The sequence below is a fragment of the Martelella sp. AD-3 genome (assembly GCF_001578105.1).
Taxonomy (GTDB): domain Bacteria; phylum Pseudomonadota; class Alphaproteobacteria; order Rhizobiales; family Rhizobiaceae; genus Martelella.
Genome location: NZ_CP014275.1, coordinates 4,200,955 through 4,216,923 on the forward strand (window position 1 = coordinate 4,200,955; position 15,969 = coordinate 4,216,923).

The 15,969-nt window shown below is 62.6% G+C and carries 14 protein-coding genes and 1 riboswitch; of the genes, 9 read left to right on the forward strand and 5 right to left on the reverse strand.

From position 1 onward, the window contains the following. Window positions 1-80: 80 nt before the first annotated feature. A riboswitch (TPP riboswitch) is annotated at window positions 81-197 on the reverse strand. A 129-nt stretch (window positions 198-326) separates the two neighbouring features. Continuing rightward, a complete protein-coding gene (locus AZF01_RS19400) occupies window positions 327-1,256 on the forward strand; it encodes an NAD(P)-dependent oxidoreductase (protein ID WP_051424038.1) in 930 nt (309 codons plus the stop codon). On the opposite strand, the gene AZF01_RS19405 is transcribed toward AZF01_RS19400, so the two are convergent. Further along, a complete protein-coding gene (locus AZF01_RS19405) occupies window positions 1,246-1,938 on the reverse strand; it encodes a GntR family transcriptional regulator (RefSeq protein ID WP_024707629.1) in 693 nt (230 codons plus the stop codon). The genes AZF01_RS19400 and AZF01_RS19405 overlap by 11 nt on opposite strands. A 595-nt stretch (window positions 1,939-2,533) precedes the next feature. On the opposite strand from AZF01_RS19405, the gene AZF01_RS19410 reads away from it, so the two are divergent. The 6 genes from AZF01_RS19410 to AZF01_RS19435 all read left to right on the forward strand — a co-directional run bounded on the left by AZF01_RS19410 (window position 2,534) and on the right by AZF01_RS19435 (window position 11,039). Then, complete coding sequence (locus tag AZF01_RS19410) at window positions 2,534-3,796, forward strand: ABC transporter substrate-binding protein (protein WP_024707630.1); 1,263 nt, start codon at window positions 2,534-2,536, stop codon at window positions 3,794-3,796. Between the two features lie 99 nt (window positions 3,797-3,895). Beyond that, window positions 3,896-4,861, forward strand: a complete 966-nt coding sequence (locus AZF01_RS19415) for a carbohydrate ABC transporter permease (protein WP_024707631.1) — start codon at window positions 3,896-3,898, stop codon at window positions 4,859-4,861. Beyond that, the gene (locus AZF01_RS19420) at window positions 4,858-5,946 is read left to right on the forward strand and encodes a carbohydrate ABC transporter permease (RefSeq protein WP_024707632.1); all 1,089 of its coding nucleotides are present in this window, start codon (window positions 4,858-4,860) and stop codon (window positions 5,944-5,946) included. The genes AZF01_RS19415 and AZF01_RS19420 overlap by 4 nt, the downstream gene beginning before the upstream one ends. A gap of 13 nt (window positions 5,947-5,959) precedes the next feature. Further along, window positions 5,960-7,042, forward strand: a complete 1,083-nt coding sequence (locus AZF01_RS19425; protein ID WP_024707633.1) for an ABC transporter ATP-binding protein — start codon at window positions 5,960-5,962, stop codon at window positions 7,040-7,042. Then, window positions 7,039-8,706: a glycoside hydrolase family 43 protein gene (locus AZF01_RS19430; protein WP_024707634.1), complete on the forward strand. Its 1,668-nt coding sequence runs from the start codon at window positions 7,039-7,041 to the stop codon at window positions 8,704-8,706. The genes AZF01_RS19425 and AZF01_RS19430 overlap by 4 nt, the downstream gene beginning before the upstream one ends. 161 nt (window positions 8,707-8,867) lie before the next feature. Beyond that, a complete protein-coding gene (locus AZF01_RS19435; RefSeq protein ID WP_024707635.1) occupies window positions 8,868-11,039 on the forward strand; it encodes an alpha-glucuronidase family glycosyl hydrolase in 2,172 nt (723 codons plus the stop codon). A gap of 218 nt (window positions 11,040-11,257) precedes the next feature. On the opposite strand, the gene AZF01_RS19440 is transcribed toward AZF01_RS19435, so the two are convergent. The 4 genes from AZF01_RS19440 to AZF01_RS19455 all read right to left on the reverse strand — a co-directional run bounded on the left by AZF01_RS19440 (window position 11,258) and on the right by AZF01_RS19455 (window position 14,260). Continuing rightward, window positions 11,258-12,190: a proline racemase family protein gene (locus AZF01_RS19440; protein ID WP_024707636.1), complete on the reverse strand. Its 933-nt coding sequence runs from the start codon at window positions 12,188-12,190 to the stop codon at window positions 11,258-11,260. A 34-nt stretch (window positions 12,191-12,224) separates the two neighbouring features. Beyond that, entirely contained in the window at window positions 12,225-13,157 is a 933-nt protein-coding gene (locus AZF01_RS19445) for a dihydrodipicolinate synthase family protein (protein WP_024707637.1), read from the reverse strand. A gap of 159 nt (window positions 13,158-13,316) precedes the next feature. Then, entirely contained in the window at window positions 13,317-14,042 is a 726-nt protein-coding gene (locus tag AZF01_RS19450; RefSeq protein WP_024707638.1) for an FCD domain-containing protein, read from the reverse strand. Further along, window positions 14,039-14,260 (reverse strand): hypothetical protein, encoded by a 222-nt coding sequence (locus tag AZF01_RS19455; protein ID WP_024707639.1) that lies wholly within the window; start codon window positions 14,258-14,260, stop codon window positions 14,039-14,041. The genes AZF01_RS19450 and AZF01_RS19455 overlap by 4 nt, the downstream gene beginning before the upstream one ends. A gap of 39 nt (window positions 14,261-14,299) precedes the next feature. Here AZF01_RS19455 and AZF01_RS19460 point away from each other — a divergent pair, with 39 nt between their 5' ends. Further along, complete coding sequence (locus AZF01_RS19460; protein WP_061449896.1) at window positions 14,300-14,842, forward strand: GAF domain-containing protein; 543 nt, start codon at window positions 14,300-14,302, stop codon at window positions 14,840-14,842. A 94-nt stretch (window positions 14,843-14,936) separates the two neighbouring features. Next, a complete protein-coding gene (locus AZF01_RS19465) occupies window positions 14,937-15,926 on the forward strand; it encodes a sugar ABC transporter substrate-binding protein (protein ID WP_024709139.1) in 990 nt (329 codons plus the stop codon). Window positions 15,927-15,969 lie beyond the last annotated feature (43 nt).

The following is a 15,969-nucleotide window of genomic DNA, read 5'->3' on the forward strand; positions in this document are numbered from 1 at the left end:
CTCTTGGCGTTGGAGACCCAGTTCGACGTTGAATGGAGGAGGCCGCGCATTGCACCTGAGAAGGTCAGCGGGCTTCATCCCGCGCAGCCGATGCACCATCCCTACGCCAGTGTGAACTGGATCAGGTTCATCGGGTCACTGCGCTGCGTAAGCCAGCAGTATCTCAGCCCCTTGTCGGGACCCCCCGGGTGAGCGCTCCGAAATTGCGCCGGTTGCAGACGCTTGTCAACGCCTGCTGCCAACAATAAAACGTATCCGTTTTTCGAATTTTATACTTTAATAAATTTTGTTTTTCGAAATTGATTAGCGGCGTTACCTTTTAGTCCATGCCTGATCAGAACGCGCTCACAGCAGGAAGCAAACCGACGGGTTTCATCGGCCTGGGCACCATGGGAACACCCATGGCGCTAAACCTCGTTCATGCTGGTATTCCTCTTGTCGTCTGGAACCGGACGCCGGAACGCTGCCTGCCGCTCGAAAAGGCCGGCGCCGACGCGGCGCTGACGGTGGACGACCTCTTTTCCCGGTGCGAAACGGTGCTCCTGATGCTCGAGAACGAGGGCGCCACGAACAGCGTTCTCGGACGCGCAACGGACCGCTTCGCCGAACGGGTCGGCGGACATTCCATCGTCTCCATGGGCACCGTTTCGGCAGACTACTCCCGCAAGCTTTCCAAAGAGATCACAGCCGCCGGAGGCCGTTACGTGGAGGCTCCGGTCTCCGGTTCCCGCAAGCCGGCCGAGGCCGGGCAACTCATCGGCATGCTCGCGGGGGCGCCGGAGGATCTCGTCCCCCTGCACACCCTTCTGGCCCCGGTCTGCAAACAGGTTTTCGACTGCGGCGCCGTGCCGGCGGCCTTGCAGATGAAACTTGCGGTCAACACCTTCCTGATCACCATGGTGACGGGACTGGCGGAGGCGGGACACTTCGCGGCGCGGCACGGGCTCGCCATGGACCGCTTCGCAGAAATCCTGAACGCCGGACCGATGGCCAGCGACGTTTCCAGAATCAAGGTCGACATGCTCCGGCGCCGTGACTTTGCCCGCCAGGCCGGAATTTCCGATGTCCTGAAGAACAGCCGCCTTGTGGTCGACGCGGCAAAGTCTGCAGGCGCCGCCTTTCCGCTGATGGAGGCCTGCACGGCGCTCTATGCGGAGACGGAGGCCATGGGCAGCAGGGCGGACGACATGATCGCCGTCGTCCGGGCGTTCGAGGCCCGCGCGGAACGTCGCGGCGGCGCCCCGCCTATTCCTTGAAATAGTCGCTGTACTTGCGGGCGATGACGGGCAGGTCGCGCAGAACGTCGCGCAGATGCGCGCGCATCTCCATCTCCGCCCGCTCGGGGTTATGGGCGGCAATCGCTTCCACAATGGCAAAGTGTTGCGCCGGTATGCCTTTCGAGGGTTCCTTGCTCAAGGCCAGGAAGCGGACGCGGTCGAGTTGCGCCTTCTGCATTTCGATCACGTTCCAGGCGAAGGGCAGATCCGCGCCTTGCGCCAGCGTCTTGTGAAACAGGTCGTCCAGTTCCATGAAATCGGAAGCGGCGCGCGCCTGCGCGTCATTCTGATGTTCAAGCTGACGATAAAGCGCGTCGATCTGAGGCTTGGTCATAAGCCGCGCCGCCGCGCGCGCGACGTCGGCCTCGATAGCCTCGCGAATGGCCTGAATCTGAACCACCTTCGAAATCGAAATCTGCGGAACGCTGCTGCCGCTCTTGGGACGGATGTCGAGCATGCCCTGCTCGGCAAGCAGGATAAAGGTCTCGCGCACCGGCTGGCGCGAGACCTTCAGCGCTTCGGCAACACCGGCTTCCGAGACCCGGCGACCGGGCACAAGAAAATTGCGGATGATCGCGTTGCGCAGCTTCCTGTGCACCTGCGGGGCGATCGCCTTGGTGAAATCGACCGGCCCCAGAAAATCGAGACTCGCTTCCGTCATGTCCATCTCCGGCCGCGGTACGACAAAAAGTCGCGGCAATTGTCAACCATACTACCTCATAGGCAATGGATACCATACCATATACCGCAAATATGCGGAAAATCGATGCGGCCACTCGCACTTTTCGGCATTGTGAAGACATTGTGCATAAACCAAGCCCAGCCTTTCCCGTCCGGAAACAACCGATTCCGGGCGCGGCCGGTCGATTGATGCCGTACGTCATCGGGCAATTGCCGCTGCGTCTTCAATCGCGGCCTCTCGCGCTGAAGACTCAAATAATTCAGGCACTTCGACGGACAACCCGCTTCGGCAAGACGCGCATTTTCGTGTTTGCGGCGGCGCGTCAATGCGGGCGTACACGCCATACGCCGCCTAGCGCACCGGCCCGAAAATCGGAATCGATTTTCGGAAAGCATGATGCGTAGATTCAATAGGTTAGAGCGTCCTTTGTGCGTCCGAATGGACGCACGGCGCTTTAGCAGACAGCGCGTCCGCTCGCCGCTCACTGCGCAGGCGTGTTGACACCGCATAATGGTATGGTAGTTTCGCCTTGCCGATTGGCATTGACGTTCTATTCCATTCCGGGAGGTTTGACATGAATTGCCTTACAAGACGCTTCGCTGCGCTGACGCTGACGGCAGCGTCCATCTCGCTTGCGGGCGGCGCCCAGGCGCAGGAAATCACGGTCCAGGCACTGGATCAGTATCTCCAGCCCGTTATCGACGCCTTCGAGGCGGAAAACCCGGGCACAAAGGTTAATCTTGAAGTGGTCAGCTATCAGTCGGTCGCCGAGAGCCTGCCTGTGCAGCTGGCGTCGGGCGGAGGACCCGACATTTCGGTGGTGACGGATCTCGGCGGGTTGTCCAAATATTATCTGGACCTCACGCCCTATGTCGACCAGGCCTATTTTGAAAAGCAATTTGGTATGGTACTTGACTGGATGCGCGGCGAGAACGCCGATCCGAACGGCATCTATGGCCTGCCGGATTCGATCACCGTCACCGGCGGCTTCGTCAACAAGACCCTGTTCGAACAGGCCGGTATCGACCTGCCCGCCGACGACGCGACATGGGCGGAGTGGGGCGCGGCCGCCCACGCGGTCGCCGAGGCGACCAATACCGACTTCCCCTTCGAGATGGACCGTTCCGGCCACCGCTTCGCGGCCATGGCCATTTCCTATGGCGCCGAGCTTGTCGACGACGAGGGCATGCCGGTGATCGACGAAGGGCTGCGCAACGCCATCGCGCAGTTCGTGGAGTGGCACCGGGACGGCACCATGCCGCTCGATCTCTGGGGCGCCGTCGGCGGCGCGACCATGCGCGACAACTTCACCGATTTCGTCAATGCGACGGCGGTTCTTTACTACGGCGGCTCCTGGCAGCTTCGCCGTCTGGATGAAGAGGTCGGCGATTTCTTCGACTGGGAAGTGATCGATTCGCCCTGCGGCGTTGCCGCCTGCTCTGCCATGCCCGGCGGCGGCGCGCTGGCCGGCTTCAAGCACACGGACGAGCCCGAACTGGTCGGCAAGTTCCTGAACTTCGCCGCGCGCGACGAAAATCTGCGGACGATGATCTCCTCGGCCGTCAATATCCCGACGGCGCAGTCGATGATCGAATCCGGCATTGAGTATCGCGGCGTCTCCGACAAGGTGCAGAGCGCGCTCGACACATTCATCAACCAGATTCCGAAAATGGCACCGGCGGCCTACCGTTTCCAGGGCTGGCCGTTCCAGCGTGCGATGATGAATTCGCTGACCACGCGCATCAGCCAGGTGATCAACAACGAGATGGACATCGATACGGCGCTCGAACGCATCGACCAGGATGTCCGGCTGGCCATCTCCGCAGCCCGGAACTGATCCCCATCACGGTCCCGAGGCCGCGGCTGCCGTTCGCAGCCGCGGTCCGGGGCGGCAAAACCCGAAGGTGACATCGTGACGAGTGGTACGGTCTCAACCATGCTGGGAACAGCGGCTTCGCTGCCGGCCCGCGCAGTCAACCCCTTGTGGAAATGGCTTCAAAAGACGATCGGCGTCAAACGGCTTCCATGGGCCTTTCTGGCGCCGAACATGGCGAGCGTCCTGTTCTTTTCCCTGCTGCCGGTCTTCATCAATATCTATTATTCGGTGACCGGCAGCGACAATCTGTTCCTCGATGAGCGCCCTTTTGTCGGCGGCTCGAACTATGCCACGCTGCTGGCCTGTGAAAACTATCTCGATCCCGCCACCTGCTCGCGCGATCTGTTCTGGCGCGCGCTTGGCAATCTCGTCATGTTCGTTCCCCTGCAGGTGATGTTCATGATGGGCGTGGCGCTGATCACCGCAATCGCGCTCAACGGCAAGATCCGGGCGCGCGGCTTCTTCCGCGGCGTCTTCTTCTTCCCCGTCATGCTCTCGCCGGTTGTGGTGGCGCTCACCTGGCAGTGGATATTGCAGCGGAACGGCATCCTGAACGGCATTCTGGGGGTCTTCGGCCTCGAACGCTTCACCTGGCTTGCCGATCCGCACTGGGCATTCTTCTGGACGATCTTCGTTACCGTGTGGGCGCATTCGGGCTTCTTCATGATCATCCTGCTCGCCGGTCTGCAGTCGATCCCGCAGGATGTCTATGAGGCGGCGAAGATGGACAGGGCGTCGCCCTGGCGGGTCTTCACCCGCATCACCGTTCCCATGCTCAGACCCGTTCTGCTGGTGGTCTTCATTCTCGCCGTCATCCGCTCGGTCCAGACTTTCGATGAAATTTACGTGCTGACCGGCGGCGGGCCCGGCTCTGCCACCATGCTTCTGGTTCAGTATATCTATGAAACGGGCTTTGCCGCGCAGCCGCGCAATTACGGCCTTGCCGCCGCCGCTTCACTGCTTCTCGGCGCAGCGCTCCTCGTCTTCACGCTCGTTCAGATGAAGCTTTCGGGAGACAGGAAATGACCATGCACGCTTCTTCCCAAAACCGTCGCGGCATCATTCCGTTCCTGACGCGCAAACAGGGTGGCATCAAGGCGACCTGGGGCGATTATGTCACCTATGGCTATCTACTGCTCGGCGTCGTGGTCATGCTGCTGCCCGTGCTGTGGGTGCTGATCTCGTCGTTCAAGGCGCCCGCCAACCTGTCCGAATATCCGCCGACGCTTCTGCCGCAGACGATCCAGACGACAGAGGTTGAAGGCTATGAAGAGCCTTTGCCGCTGTTCGAGGTCGCCCAGGAAGACGGGTCGGTCAGGCAGATGGCGCAGATCCGGCGCCTCGGCATCAAGGCACAGATGGTGGATCCGGAAAACCCGGAAGCAGGCCGGGTGACCGTCGATGTCAATGACGCAGCACCGGTCCGGCAGTTTCACCTTGCCTTCGAGAATTATCGCGAATTGCTGGAAACCTCCGGTGGCAATATCTGGCTGAACATCTACAACTCGGCCTTCATCACGGTGGTCGCGACGATCATCACCCTGGTGATGAACTCCATGGCCGCGTTCGCGCTGTCGAAATACAAGTTCACCGGCTCGACCGTGGCGCTTGTCGCCATCATCGCGACGCTGATGGTGCCGCCCACCGTGATTCTTGTTCCGACCTATCTGATCGTCTCCGAACTCGGGCTGGTCAACAATCTGTGGGGCGTCATCCTGCCGACGGTGGCCACGCCGACGGGCGTGTTCCTGCTGCGCCAATATATGCTGACCATTCCCGACGAGCTCCTGGAGGCGGCCCGTATGGACCACGCGTCCGAATGGCAGATCTACTGGCGGATCGTGCTGCCGCTCTCGACACCGGCGCTGGCCGTCGTCGCCGTATTCTCGGTGATGAGCCGCTGGAACGATTTCCTTCTGCCCCTGATCGTGCTCAACCGTCCCGAAGTTCACACATTGCAGCTCGCCCTTGCGGGTTTCCAGACCGAAAACGGCATTGTCTGGCACCTGCTGCTGGCAATGACGACCCTGACCGCGCTTCCGCTGGCCTGCGCCTTCCTGTTCCTGCAGCGCTATATCACCGCCGGCATCGCGTCCTCGGGCGTCAAGTAAAAGGCTACCACCGATGGCTAATCTCAAACTCAAGAACCTCAACAAGACCTTCGGCGCCGTCAAGGTCATCCCGAATGTCGATCTCGAGATCGAGGACGGCGAGTTCGTCGTCTTCGTCGGCCCGTCCGGCTGCGGAAAATCGACCCTGCTGCGCATGATCGCGGGCCTCGAAACCGCGACCTCCGGCGATATCCTGATCGATGAGAAAAGCGTCGTGCGCACGCCCGCGGCCGATCGCGGCGTTTCCATGGTGTTCCAGTCCTATGCGCTCTATCCGCACATGACGGTTCGGCAGAACCTCAGCTTCGGGCTTGAAAATATCGGCATGCCGAAGGCGGAAATCGAAAAGCGCATCCAGGCGGCTTCCGTGCTGCTGCAGATCGACGAGCTTCTGAACCGGCGGCCCACACAGCTTTCCGGCGGCCAGCGGCAGCGCGTGGCCATCGGCCGCTCGATCGTGCGCGAGCCGAAAATCTTCCTGTTCGACGAGCCGCTGTCGAACCTTGATGCCGAGCTGCGCGTCGTCATGCGTTTCGAGATCAACGCGCTTCACGAGCGTCTCGGTAATACGATGATCTACGTAACCCACGACCAGATCGAGGCCATGACCATGGCCGACAAGATCGTGGTGCTGCGCAAGGGCAATATCGAGCAGGTCGGCGCGCCGCTGGAACTCTACAATCATCCGAACAACAAGTTCGTGGCCGGCTTCATCGGCTCGCCCCGGATGAATTTCCTCGATGGCCGTATCGTTCGTGTCGGCGACGGCGAACTCGCCTTCGGCTCTTCGAAGCTCGGCAACATCACCCTTGCGGCCCCGCAATTGCCGGTCAGCGACGGCCAGGATGTCAGTTTCGGTATCCGCCCGGAAGACCTGGAGGTTGTCGGAGACGGCAGCGCCGGCTGGCGGTTCGCCGTCTCCATTGCCGAACAGCACGGCCGCGATACTTACCTTCATGGCAAGCTGGAAGACGGCACGGAGATTTTGCTACACAAACCCGGCCAGTTCGAAACGCGGCGCGGCGACGTGCTCGTCGTTCGGCCGCGGCAGGGCGCATGGCATCTCTTCGACACAAACGAGCAGGCAATCCGATGACAGACAGCATGATCACCAATCCCATCCTGCCCGGGTTCAATCCGGACCCTTCGATCTGCCGTGTCGGCGATGACTACTATATCGCCACCTCGACCTTCGAATGGTATCCCGGCGTGCAGATCCACCATTCGCGCGATCTGGCCAACTGGACGCTGGTCAGCCGGCCGCTGGCGCGCGCCGATCTGCTTGACATGCGCGGCAACCCCGACAGCTGCGGCATCTGGGCGCCGTGCCTGACCCATGCCGATGGCCTGTTCTGGCTGATCTACACGGACGTCAAACGGCTTTCCGGCAGTTTCAAGGATGCGCCGAATTACCTGACAACCGCGCCCTCGATCACCGGCCCGTGGTCGCAGCGCATCTATCTGAATTCCAGCGGCTTCGATCCCTCGCTGTTTCACGCACCGGACGGGAAGAAATATCTGGTCAATATGTTGTGGGACCACCGCCAGACCGGGCACGGCGATCAGTTCGCTGGCATCGTCCTGCAGGAATACAGCCCCGCCGAGAAGAAGCTGGTCGGTCCGGTTCACAACATCTTCAAGGGCACCGACCGGAAGCTCACCGAGGCGCCGCATCTATATTACCGCGACGGCTGGTATTACCTGATGACGGCCGAAGGCGGGACCGGCTACGACCATGCCGTGACGCTGGCACGCTCCCGCGACCTGCTTGGCCCTTACGAAGTGCATCCGAAAAAGCATGTGCTGACCACGGCCTTTGCGCCGGAGGCGCCTTTGCAGCGCTGTGGCCATGCCGATATCGTCGAGACGGCGGCGGGCGAGACCTATATGGTTCACCTCTGCTCCCGCCCGATTACGGTCAACAGTGCATCCGGCCGCGCCGAGACACGGCGCGACCTGCCGGGCTCCAACCTGGCGGAACGGCGTTCGCCGCTCGGCCGCGAAACGGCAATCCAGAAGGTGGAATGGCGGGACGACGGGTGGCTTTATCTTTCGGAAAGCGGCCTGCATCCGACCTCCGTTCATACGCCGCGGCCTCAGGGCATTGTGCCGGCCGCGCCCGCGCAGGAAGCGGTGCGCACGACCTTCGCTCCCGGCCCCCTGCCCCAGGCATTCCAGTGGCTGCGCAGCCCCGAGCCGGAGCGGTTGTTCTCACTTGACGCCAATCCGGGTCATCTTCGCATTTACGGTCGCCAGTCACCCGGCACCATGTTCGAGCATGCGCTTCTCGCACGGCGGCAGACGGCCCATCGCTATCGGGCCGCCACGCTCGTCGACTACGAACCGCGCGACTTCCAGAGCTTTGCCGGACTGATGTGCTGGTACAATCAGTGCCAGTACCATTTCCTGAGCATCACCCGCGAAGATGACGGCAGCCGGGCGCTCCGGATCATGTCCGCGCTCGGCGATTTCCCCTTCGGCAAGGCCGTCTTCTCGGGTGACCCCGTGCGGCTGCCCGACGGGCCGGTCGCGCTGCAGGCCACGGTCGATGTGACGGAGCTGCAGTTCAGCTGGCGGGTGCCCGATGGCGACTGGCAGGCGGTCGGTCCCGTGCTGGATGCGACCATCCTGTCGGACGAAGCCGGCGTTGGCGAGGGCAACAACTTCACCGGCGCTTTCGTCGGCATGGCCGCCTACGACATCAGCGGCCAGGGCCTCCCCGCCGATTTTGAATGGTTCGACTACGAACTGCCGGGCTAGGCGCTTCTCCTCCCTGACGCCTTCCTGAAAACCGCAGACAGACCCGGCTTTGGCGCCCGAGCGCCGAAGACGGGCGAGGTTTGCTCCCTGAAATACGGATGACGCCGAAAGCGGCCCATCGGCGGCGGCCCGCGTCATCCGGTTCCGATGGTAATAAATCGATGAACACCCTGCTATCGCACCTGCTCAAACTGGAAGCGGCCAAGACCGGCCAACATTGCGCCGCATCGGCTGTCGACGAAGATGGTTATGATCTCTGGCTGCGCTACCGCCCGCTTGCGGAACCCCGCCGGGATGCGGTGGACAAGGCCGTCCGTGCCTTTGTTTTCGGCGCTGCAAGCCCGACGATGACGGCGGCCCGGGAAGAACTGGAGCGCGCCTTCTTCGCGATGCTGGTCAAATGTGTTCCGGTTCTCCAGGACGGCGAGATCTGCGACGGCGCGGTCGTTGCCGGAACGCCTGAAAACCTGCCCTTGATCGCCGCTCTGGACCTGCCGCTTTCGGACCTTGGCAAGGAAGGCTACCGCGTTTTCAGCCTGACCCTTGATGGCAAGCGCGTCACGGCCATTACCGCCAACACCGATATTGGCGTGCTCTATGGCTGCTTCGCCTTCCTGCGTCACATCCAGACGGGCGGCGATCCGGCAAAGATCGACCTTGCCTCCGCGCCGAAACTCGACCTCCGGCTTCTCAATCACTGGGACAATCTCGACGGATCGGTCGAGCGCGGCTATTCCGGTCATTCCATCTGGGACTGGTGGACGCTTCCCGATTACGTCAACCGGCGTTACGTCGACTATGCCCGCGCCAACGCGTCTGTCGGCATCAACGGCACAGTGCTGAACAATGTCAATGCGGCGCCGGAGATCCTGAACGACCTCTATCTCCAGAAGGCCGCGAAGCTTGCGGATATCTTCCGGCCTTACGGGCTGAAGGTGTTCCTCTCGGTCAATTTCGCCTCCCCTTCGGCCTTGGGCGAACTGGCGACATCGGACCCCGCCGATCCCGCCGTGCAGCAATGGTGGAAGGACAAGGCGCGCGAAGTCTATCGCCTGATCCCCGATTTCGGCGGCTTTCTGGTCAAGGCCAATTCGGAAGGACAGCCCGGTCCCGGCGACTATGGCCGCAGCCATGCCGAAGGCGCCAACATGCTGGCGGATGCGCTCGCCCCCCATGGCGGCACCCTGATCTGGCGGGCCTTCGTCTATGCCTCCGATCCCGGCACCGACCGCGCCACGGAAGCCCTGAGCGAATTCAAGCCGCTCGACGGCACCTTCCGTAACAACGTCCTTTTGCAGGTCAAGAACGGGCCGATCGACTTTCAGCCGCGCGAACCGGTCTCGCCCGCCTTCGGGCAGATCACGAAAACGCCGCTGGTCATGGAATTCCAGGTCACCAAGGAGTATCTCGGCCAGGCCACGCATCTGGCCTATCTCGGACCGGCCTTTGAGGAAGTGCTGAAATTCGACACCCATGCGCGCGGACCGGGAACAACCGTCAGCAGAATTCTCAAGGGTGAGGTCTTCCCGCAGAAGGTGACGGGGATTGCCGCGGTGGCCAATATCGGGACCGACCGCGACTGGACGGGCGGCACCTTCAACCAGGCCAACTGGTATGTCTATGGCCGGTTGGCATGGGACCCCGATGAAACGGCCGCCGCCATCGCCGAAGACTGGGTGAAGATGACCTTTACCGACGAGCCCGGTTTCGTCCGCACCGTCGTCGACATGATGATGGGCTCTCACGAGACGCTGGTGAACTACATGATGCCTTATGGCCTGCACCATCAGGTGGCAACGGGCCACCATTACGGGCCGGGACCGTGGGTGAGCGAGCTGGATCGGCCGGAGTGGAACCCGACCTATTATAACCGCGCGGATGAAAACGGCATCGGCTTCAACCGCCTGTCCGACGGGAGCAATGCGGTTGCACAGTACAGCCCCGAGGTGGCGGCCCTGTTTTCCGACCCGCACGGCTTCGATGAGCGTTATCTGCTCTGGTTTCACCATGTCCCGTGGGATTTTCCGCTGACCTGCGGAAAGACGCTCTGGGAAGGCCTTGCGACGCGCTACGACGAGGGCGTGGACGGCGTTTCGCGCATGATGAAATCCTGGGAGAGCCTGCACCCGCAGGTGGACAGCCAGCGTTTCGAGCAGGTGCGCGCTTTTCTCCAAATCCAGCATCGCGAGGCGAAGTGGTGGCGTGACGCATGCCTTGCCTATTTCTCCGCCATCGCCCGTCGTCGGCTGCCGGAAGGACACGCTGCACCGGCGCATACGCTGGAGCACTATCGCACCATCCACTTCCGCTTTGCGCCGGGGGACCCGGCGTGAGCGATCGGCGCACCGCGCTTGAAACCCATCGGTTTGTCCCGGACGCAATCTGCAGGAGCCTGTTTCGCCGGGGCTTTCGGCTTGGCGACGGCAGGCCTGTCGCAGTCGCTATAGGGATATCGACGATTGTCGGCCGTTCAGGACGATCGCATTTTCGCGCTATCTCGCCGCCGCCGTGCAGGCGCCGTGGCGGTGCAGCCTCGCTCTCCCGGCGCGGATCAGAGGACGATGCCGTTGCGGAAGGGATCTTCGGGGTGGAACACCAGTTCGGCCACGGAGATGACATAGGCCTTTCCCGTGATCGACGGGATCACGCCGCCCTTCTGTCCGGCCCTGTAGGAGAGCCGGTAGGTGGAGCCGATAATGCTTTCCTGCACGATCTCCTGGCCTTCGCCCACTTGCCCGGCGGCGGCAAGGCATGCGAGCCGCGCCGAACAGCCGGTCCCGCAGGGGGAGCGGTCATAGGCGTCGTCCGGGCAGAGCACGAAATTGCGGCTGTGCGCCACCGTATCGCCGGCCGGGCCGTAGAAGATGACATGGTCGACCGGCTCGCCGTTTTCGCCGCCGATCTTCAAGGTGTTGAGCGCGGTCCGCGTGGCGACGGCGAGATCCGTCAGCGCGCGGATATTGTCGGGCGCGACCGGGATCGGGCTCGGATCGACCAGGAAAAACCAGTTGCCGCCATAGGCGACGTCACCGGTCAGGACGCCGAAATCCGGCACATCGACCGTAACGCCCGCCTTGACCCGGCGGCTTTCGATATTGGTGACGGTGACCGTGCTTTCATCCTCAACATCGACGGTGACGACGCCGGCGGGCGTTTCGATGCGATGCAGACCTGTGCCGATCCGGCCCATGTGATAAAGCGTCACGGCAAGGCCGATCGTGCCGTGGCCGCACATGCCGAGAACCGCCCCGACATCGAAATAGATGACGCCGGTGACGCAGGTCGGGTCCAGCGGCGGCACCAGCAGCGCGCCCACCATGGCGACCTGGCCGCGCGGCTCCAGAACCACGGCGCGATAGTCGTCGTAAAAGCGCGTCGCAAGGCGCGCCGCGCGTTCGGAAAGCGGGCCGGAACCGAGATCGGGAAAGCCGTCGAGGATGACCCGCGTCGGCTCGCCTGCGGTGTGGCTGTCAATCACATGCATTCGCTGCTCCCTGATTGGGCCCGGTCTGCGGGTTTCAGGCCGCCCAGCTGGCGTACCAGGTCTTGAACTGCCGGTACTGTTCCTCGACGAAGGCCTTCTGCGGTGCGGTCAACGCATCGGTCTCGTTGAAGTGCAGGCTGTATTCTTCATCCCCGTTCAGCACCATCAGGTATTTGTAGAACAGCACGAGATCAACGCCCTCGTCGAATTTCGACAGCACCATCAGCGCGTCCTCAAGCGCGCGCGCCTTGGCGCGGGCTTCGCTGTCGCCCTCGGCTGCGGCCCTGCAGAGCGAAATGAGGTGCAGGACCTCCTTCGGCAGCGCATTGCCGATGCCGGTAATTGCGCCGGTCGCCCCGCATTTGACGAAGCCGTGAAAAACCTGGGTATCGACGCCGACCATCAGCGTCAGTTCGGGGTCGCCGGAGGTGATGTGCTCGGCAGCGTAGGAGAGGGAGGCCGCGCCGCCGAACTCCTTGAAGCCGATCAGGTTGGGATAGTCGGCGCGCAAGGCGAAGAACAGGTCCGCGCGGGTTTCAAAGCCGTAATGGGGGCTGTTGTAGATGACGGCGGGCAGGCCGTTGGCGGCCGCGAGAATGGCCGAGAAATGCGCCTTCTGCGCCGAGGCCGAAGAGCCGCGCGAGAGAACGCGCGGAATGACCATCAGGCCGGCGGCGCCGATGCGGGCGGCATGCGCCGCAAGCGCCACCGCGGATTTCGTATTGACCGCGCCGGTTCCGACGATGACCGGTACGCCCGCCTCGACCAGCGCCTCGACGCCCTGCATCCGCTCTTCATCGGTCAGGAGCGGCCAGTCGCCCATCGACCCGCAATAGACGACGGCCGACATGCCGGCATCGACAAGCGCCCGGCCCTTGCGCGCCAGCGCCGCGAAATCCGGCGTGCGGTCAGCCTTGCAGGGGGTCATCAGCGCCGGAATGCAGCCGGTAAAGATCGTATCGCGCATCTGGGGTCCTTTCATATGCACAAGGGATCGGGGTCGGCGGCGAGCGGCCGCTGGCATCGAGGCCCAGCCCCGTTGCAATGCCAGTACCATCGATGATTCAATTTGTCGACAAATAAAATACTAAAGTGTCGAGCTTGATCGCAAAACGCCCGGCATCGCTCAAAGCGAAATCGAGGAGACGCTGCGGGAATCCGCCGAGATATAGGCGCGGATCTGGCGCACGATCTGGTCGGCGTGCTGCACGGCAAGCCGGTCGGATTCGGCCTCGTCCCGTGCGATCATCGCGCTGACGATGTGTTCGTGCTCGGCCACATACTGGCGCGGCAGATCGTCGTCATAGGAGCGATAATAAAGGCGCAGGATGCGCCGCCCGTCATCCAGCAGGCGCCGGAACAGATCGGTATAGTATTTGTTGCGGCCGGCCTCGGCGATGGCGATATGGAAATCGCGGTTGGTCGCGATCATGCCCAGCACGTCCCGGGCCTCGACGGCCTCGGCAAAGCGGCGCTGATGCAAGCGGATTCCGGCAAGATCGGCCTCGTTATAGTGGACTGCCGCAAGCCGCGCGGTCACCCGGTACATCAGTGTCAGCGCGTCGAAAAACGCGCCCAGCTGCACGAAATCGATGTTGGAGACGATTGTCGTGCGGTTGGTCAGCGCCGTGATCAGCCCTTCCGCCGCGAGCCGAACGAGCGCCTCGCGGATCGGCGTGCGCGACATCGCGAACCGGTCCGACAGCTCGGTCTCGTCGATCGGACTCCCCGGCGCGAGCTTGAGTTCGATGATCTCGTTGCGCAGCGTCTCATAGACATGCGCCACGCCGCCGCCGCGCCTGACGTGCTGGCTCGGGAGCACGTTCTTTTCCGCCGATATCTTGACCATCATGCCCGCCTTTCCTGGATTTTTCTGGCAACATGCAACACTCCTTGCACACAATCCATGACAAGTCTCAAATTTTTTTTGTCGACAAATTGAATTTTTGACGATAGCTTGACGGCCTGTTCACCCATGAGAGCAACCCGGAACGGACGCAGCGCCACCATGAAACCCGCCCGCACGAACGCCCCACCGTCTTGCGCCGAAGCGTCGGGCGGCAGGTGCACGGCGGCGCGCCGAGGGCGCGCGCCCGGAGAAAACGGCTGATGCCCTGCGAAGCGGCGGAGATCTTCCGGCTGTCCGCCGGGCCGGATGCCCCGAGGCAGGTCTTCGCCTACCTTCTCGGCGGGCTGAACGCGGAGGTGGGCGAAGGCCTGACTACCGCCTCGGTTTACGACCTGCCGCGCATGCGCTCGCGCCGGGTGTTTTCCGAAAATCTCGAAGCCTACGCCCTTGGCGGGTTCAAGCCGCTTGAGAGGAACCGCTATTTCGACACCGTCATTGCCGGAACCCGGCATTTCAGCACGACCCGCATCGAAGAGATCGCCGAGGTCTTCTTCGATTGGGAAAAGATCCGCGACCTCGGCTTCGAATCCAACATGAACCTGCCGGCAGTCGCCGACGGACGCGTGATCGGAACGGTCAACCTGCTGGGCCCGCGGGGCCGGTTCACGCCGGAGACCGTCGCCCGGGCGCTGGCCTGGCAGCCGGCGGCAACGGCCGCGTTCCTTCTCCTGCACCTCGAAGGCGCGGAAACGGCCACCTTTCAACCCGACCTGAGGAAAACCGCCCAACCGGACCAAGCCTGACCAGACCTGAAAAAGGGGCCGGAGAGCCCCGTTCAATGGCCGTCACCGGCCGCATAATCCAGACGAAGACATCTCAACCCGGAGAAACCGAACCATGCACACCACACTCAAAGCAGCGATCCTGTCGTTGACGCTGGCCACGCCGCTTTCGGCCCAGGCCGAGGACTTCAACATCGCCTTTCTCGCCGCCTCGTCGCAGAACGGCTTCAACCAGGCGATCTATGACGGCATCAAGCAAGCCGCGTCCGGCTACGACAACGTCAGAACCCAGATTTTCGACGGCGAGTTTTCCGCCACCGCGCAGTTCTCCCAGGTCGAAGACATCGTCGCCGGCGGCAAGTTCGATGCCATCATCATCACGCCCAACGACACGGTCGGCATCGCGACCGCGCTGGAAGATGCCGTGAAGGCCGGCGTCAAGGTGGGCACGACGCTGTTTCCAGTCGGTCCCGAACTGACCGAAATGGAACCGCAGGTGCCGGGCCTCACCGTCACCGTCGCCTCCGACCCCGTCGTCGGCGCCACCGCCCAGGCCAATGCGGTGGTCGATTACTGCGCCGACAAGGACCCGTGCAAGGTCGCGGTCCTGATCGGCCAGCTCGTCTTCCCCTTCGACAATGTGCGCAACGACACCTACAAGACGATCCTCGGCGAACATGACAATATCGAGATCGTCGCCACCGGCGAGGGCAATTATTCGCCCCAGGACTCGATGATCGCCATGCAGGACATTCTGCAGGCCAATCGCGATATCGATGTCGTGCTTTCCAATGCCGACCAGCACCTGATGGGCGCCGAGGTCGCGATCGCGGATGCCGGCCTCGACATGTCGCAGATCTACACGCTGGGCGGCGGGCTGAACCAGATCGCCGTGGACGCGATCAAGGCCGGCACCTGGACCGGAACGCTGGCGCAATTCCCGAAATCCATGGGTGCGGCCGCGCTCGACGCCATGGTCGATGCGCTGAACGGCGAAACCCCTCCGACCTGGATCGATGAGTATTCGTTGCGCGAAACGCCCAAGATCATCACCAGGGAATGGCTGGACGAAAACCCGGATTTCGAACCGGAATGGCAGGGCTGATCTCGGCGCATCCGGCGCGCCTGTCCGACGCGCGCCGGAAACC

What these genes read in the sequence shown, in the direction of transcription:
- AZF01_RS19400 (WP_051424038.1), top strand. Translation starts at nt 327, where the DNA reads ATGCCTGATCAGAACGCGCTCACAGCAGGAAGCAAACCGACGGGTTTC.
- AZF01_RS19405 (WP_024707629.1), bottom strand. Translation starts at nt 1,938, where the DNA reads ATGACGGAAGCGAGTCTCGATTTTCTGGGGCCGGTCGATTTCACCAAG.
- AZF01_RS19410 (WP_024707630.1), top strand. Translation starts at nt 2,534, where the DNA reads ATGAATTGCCTTACAAGACGCTTCGCTGCGCTGACGCTGACGGCAGCG.
- AZF01_RS19415 (WP_024707631.1), top strand. Translation starts at nt 3,896, where the DNA reads ATGCTGGGAACAGCGGCTTCGCTGCCGGCCCGCGCAGTCAACCCCTTG.
- AZF01_RS19420 (WP_024707632.1), top strand. Translation starts at nt 4,858, where the DNA reads ATGACCATGCACGCTTCTTCCCAAAACCGTCGCGGCATCATTCCGTTC.
- AZF01_RS19425 (WP_024707633.1), top strand. Translation starts at nt 5,960, where the DNA reads ATGGCTAATCTCAAACTCAAGAACCTCAACAAGACCTTCGGCGCCGTC.
- AZF01_RS19430 (WP_024707634.1), top strand. Translation starts at nt 7,039, where the DNA reads ATGACAGACAGCATGATCACCAATCCCATCCTGCCCGGGTTCAATCCG.
- AZF01_RS19435 (WP_024707635.1), top strand. Translation starts at nt 8,868, where the DNA reads ATGAACACCCTGCTATCGCACCTGCTCAAACTGGAAGCGGCCAAGACC.
- AZF01_RS19440 (WP_024707636.1), bottom strand. Translation starts at nt 12,190, where the DNA reads ATGCATGTGATTGACAGCCACACCGCAGGCGAGCCGACGCGGGTCATC.
- AZF01_RS19445 (WP_024707637.1), bottom strand. Translation starts at nt 13,157, where the DNA reads ATGCGCGATACGATCTTTACCGGCTGCATTCCGGCGCTGATGACCCCC.
- AZF01_RS19450 (WP_024707638.1), bottom strand. Translation starts at nt 14,042, where the DNA reads ATGATGGTCAAGATATCGGCGGAAAAGAACGTGCTCCCGAGCCAGCAC.
- AZF01_RS19460 (WP_061449896.1), top strand. Translation starts at nt 14,300, where the DNA reads ATGCCCTGCGAAGCGGCGGAGATCTTCCGGCTGTCCGCCGGGCCGGAT.
- AZF01_RS19465 (WP_024709139.1), top strand. Translation starts at nt 14,937, where the DNA reads ATGCACACCACACTCAAAGCAGCGATCCTGTCGTTGACGCTGGCCACG.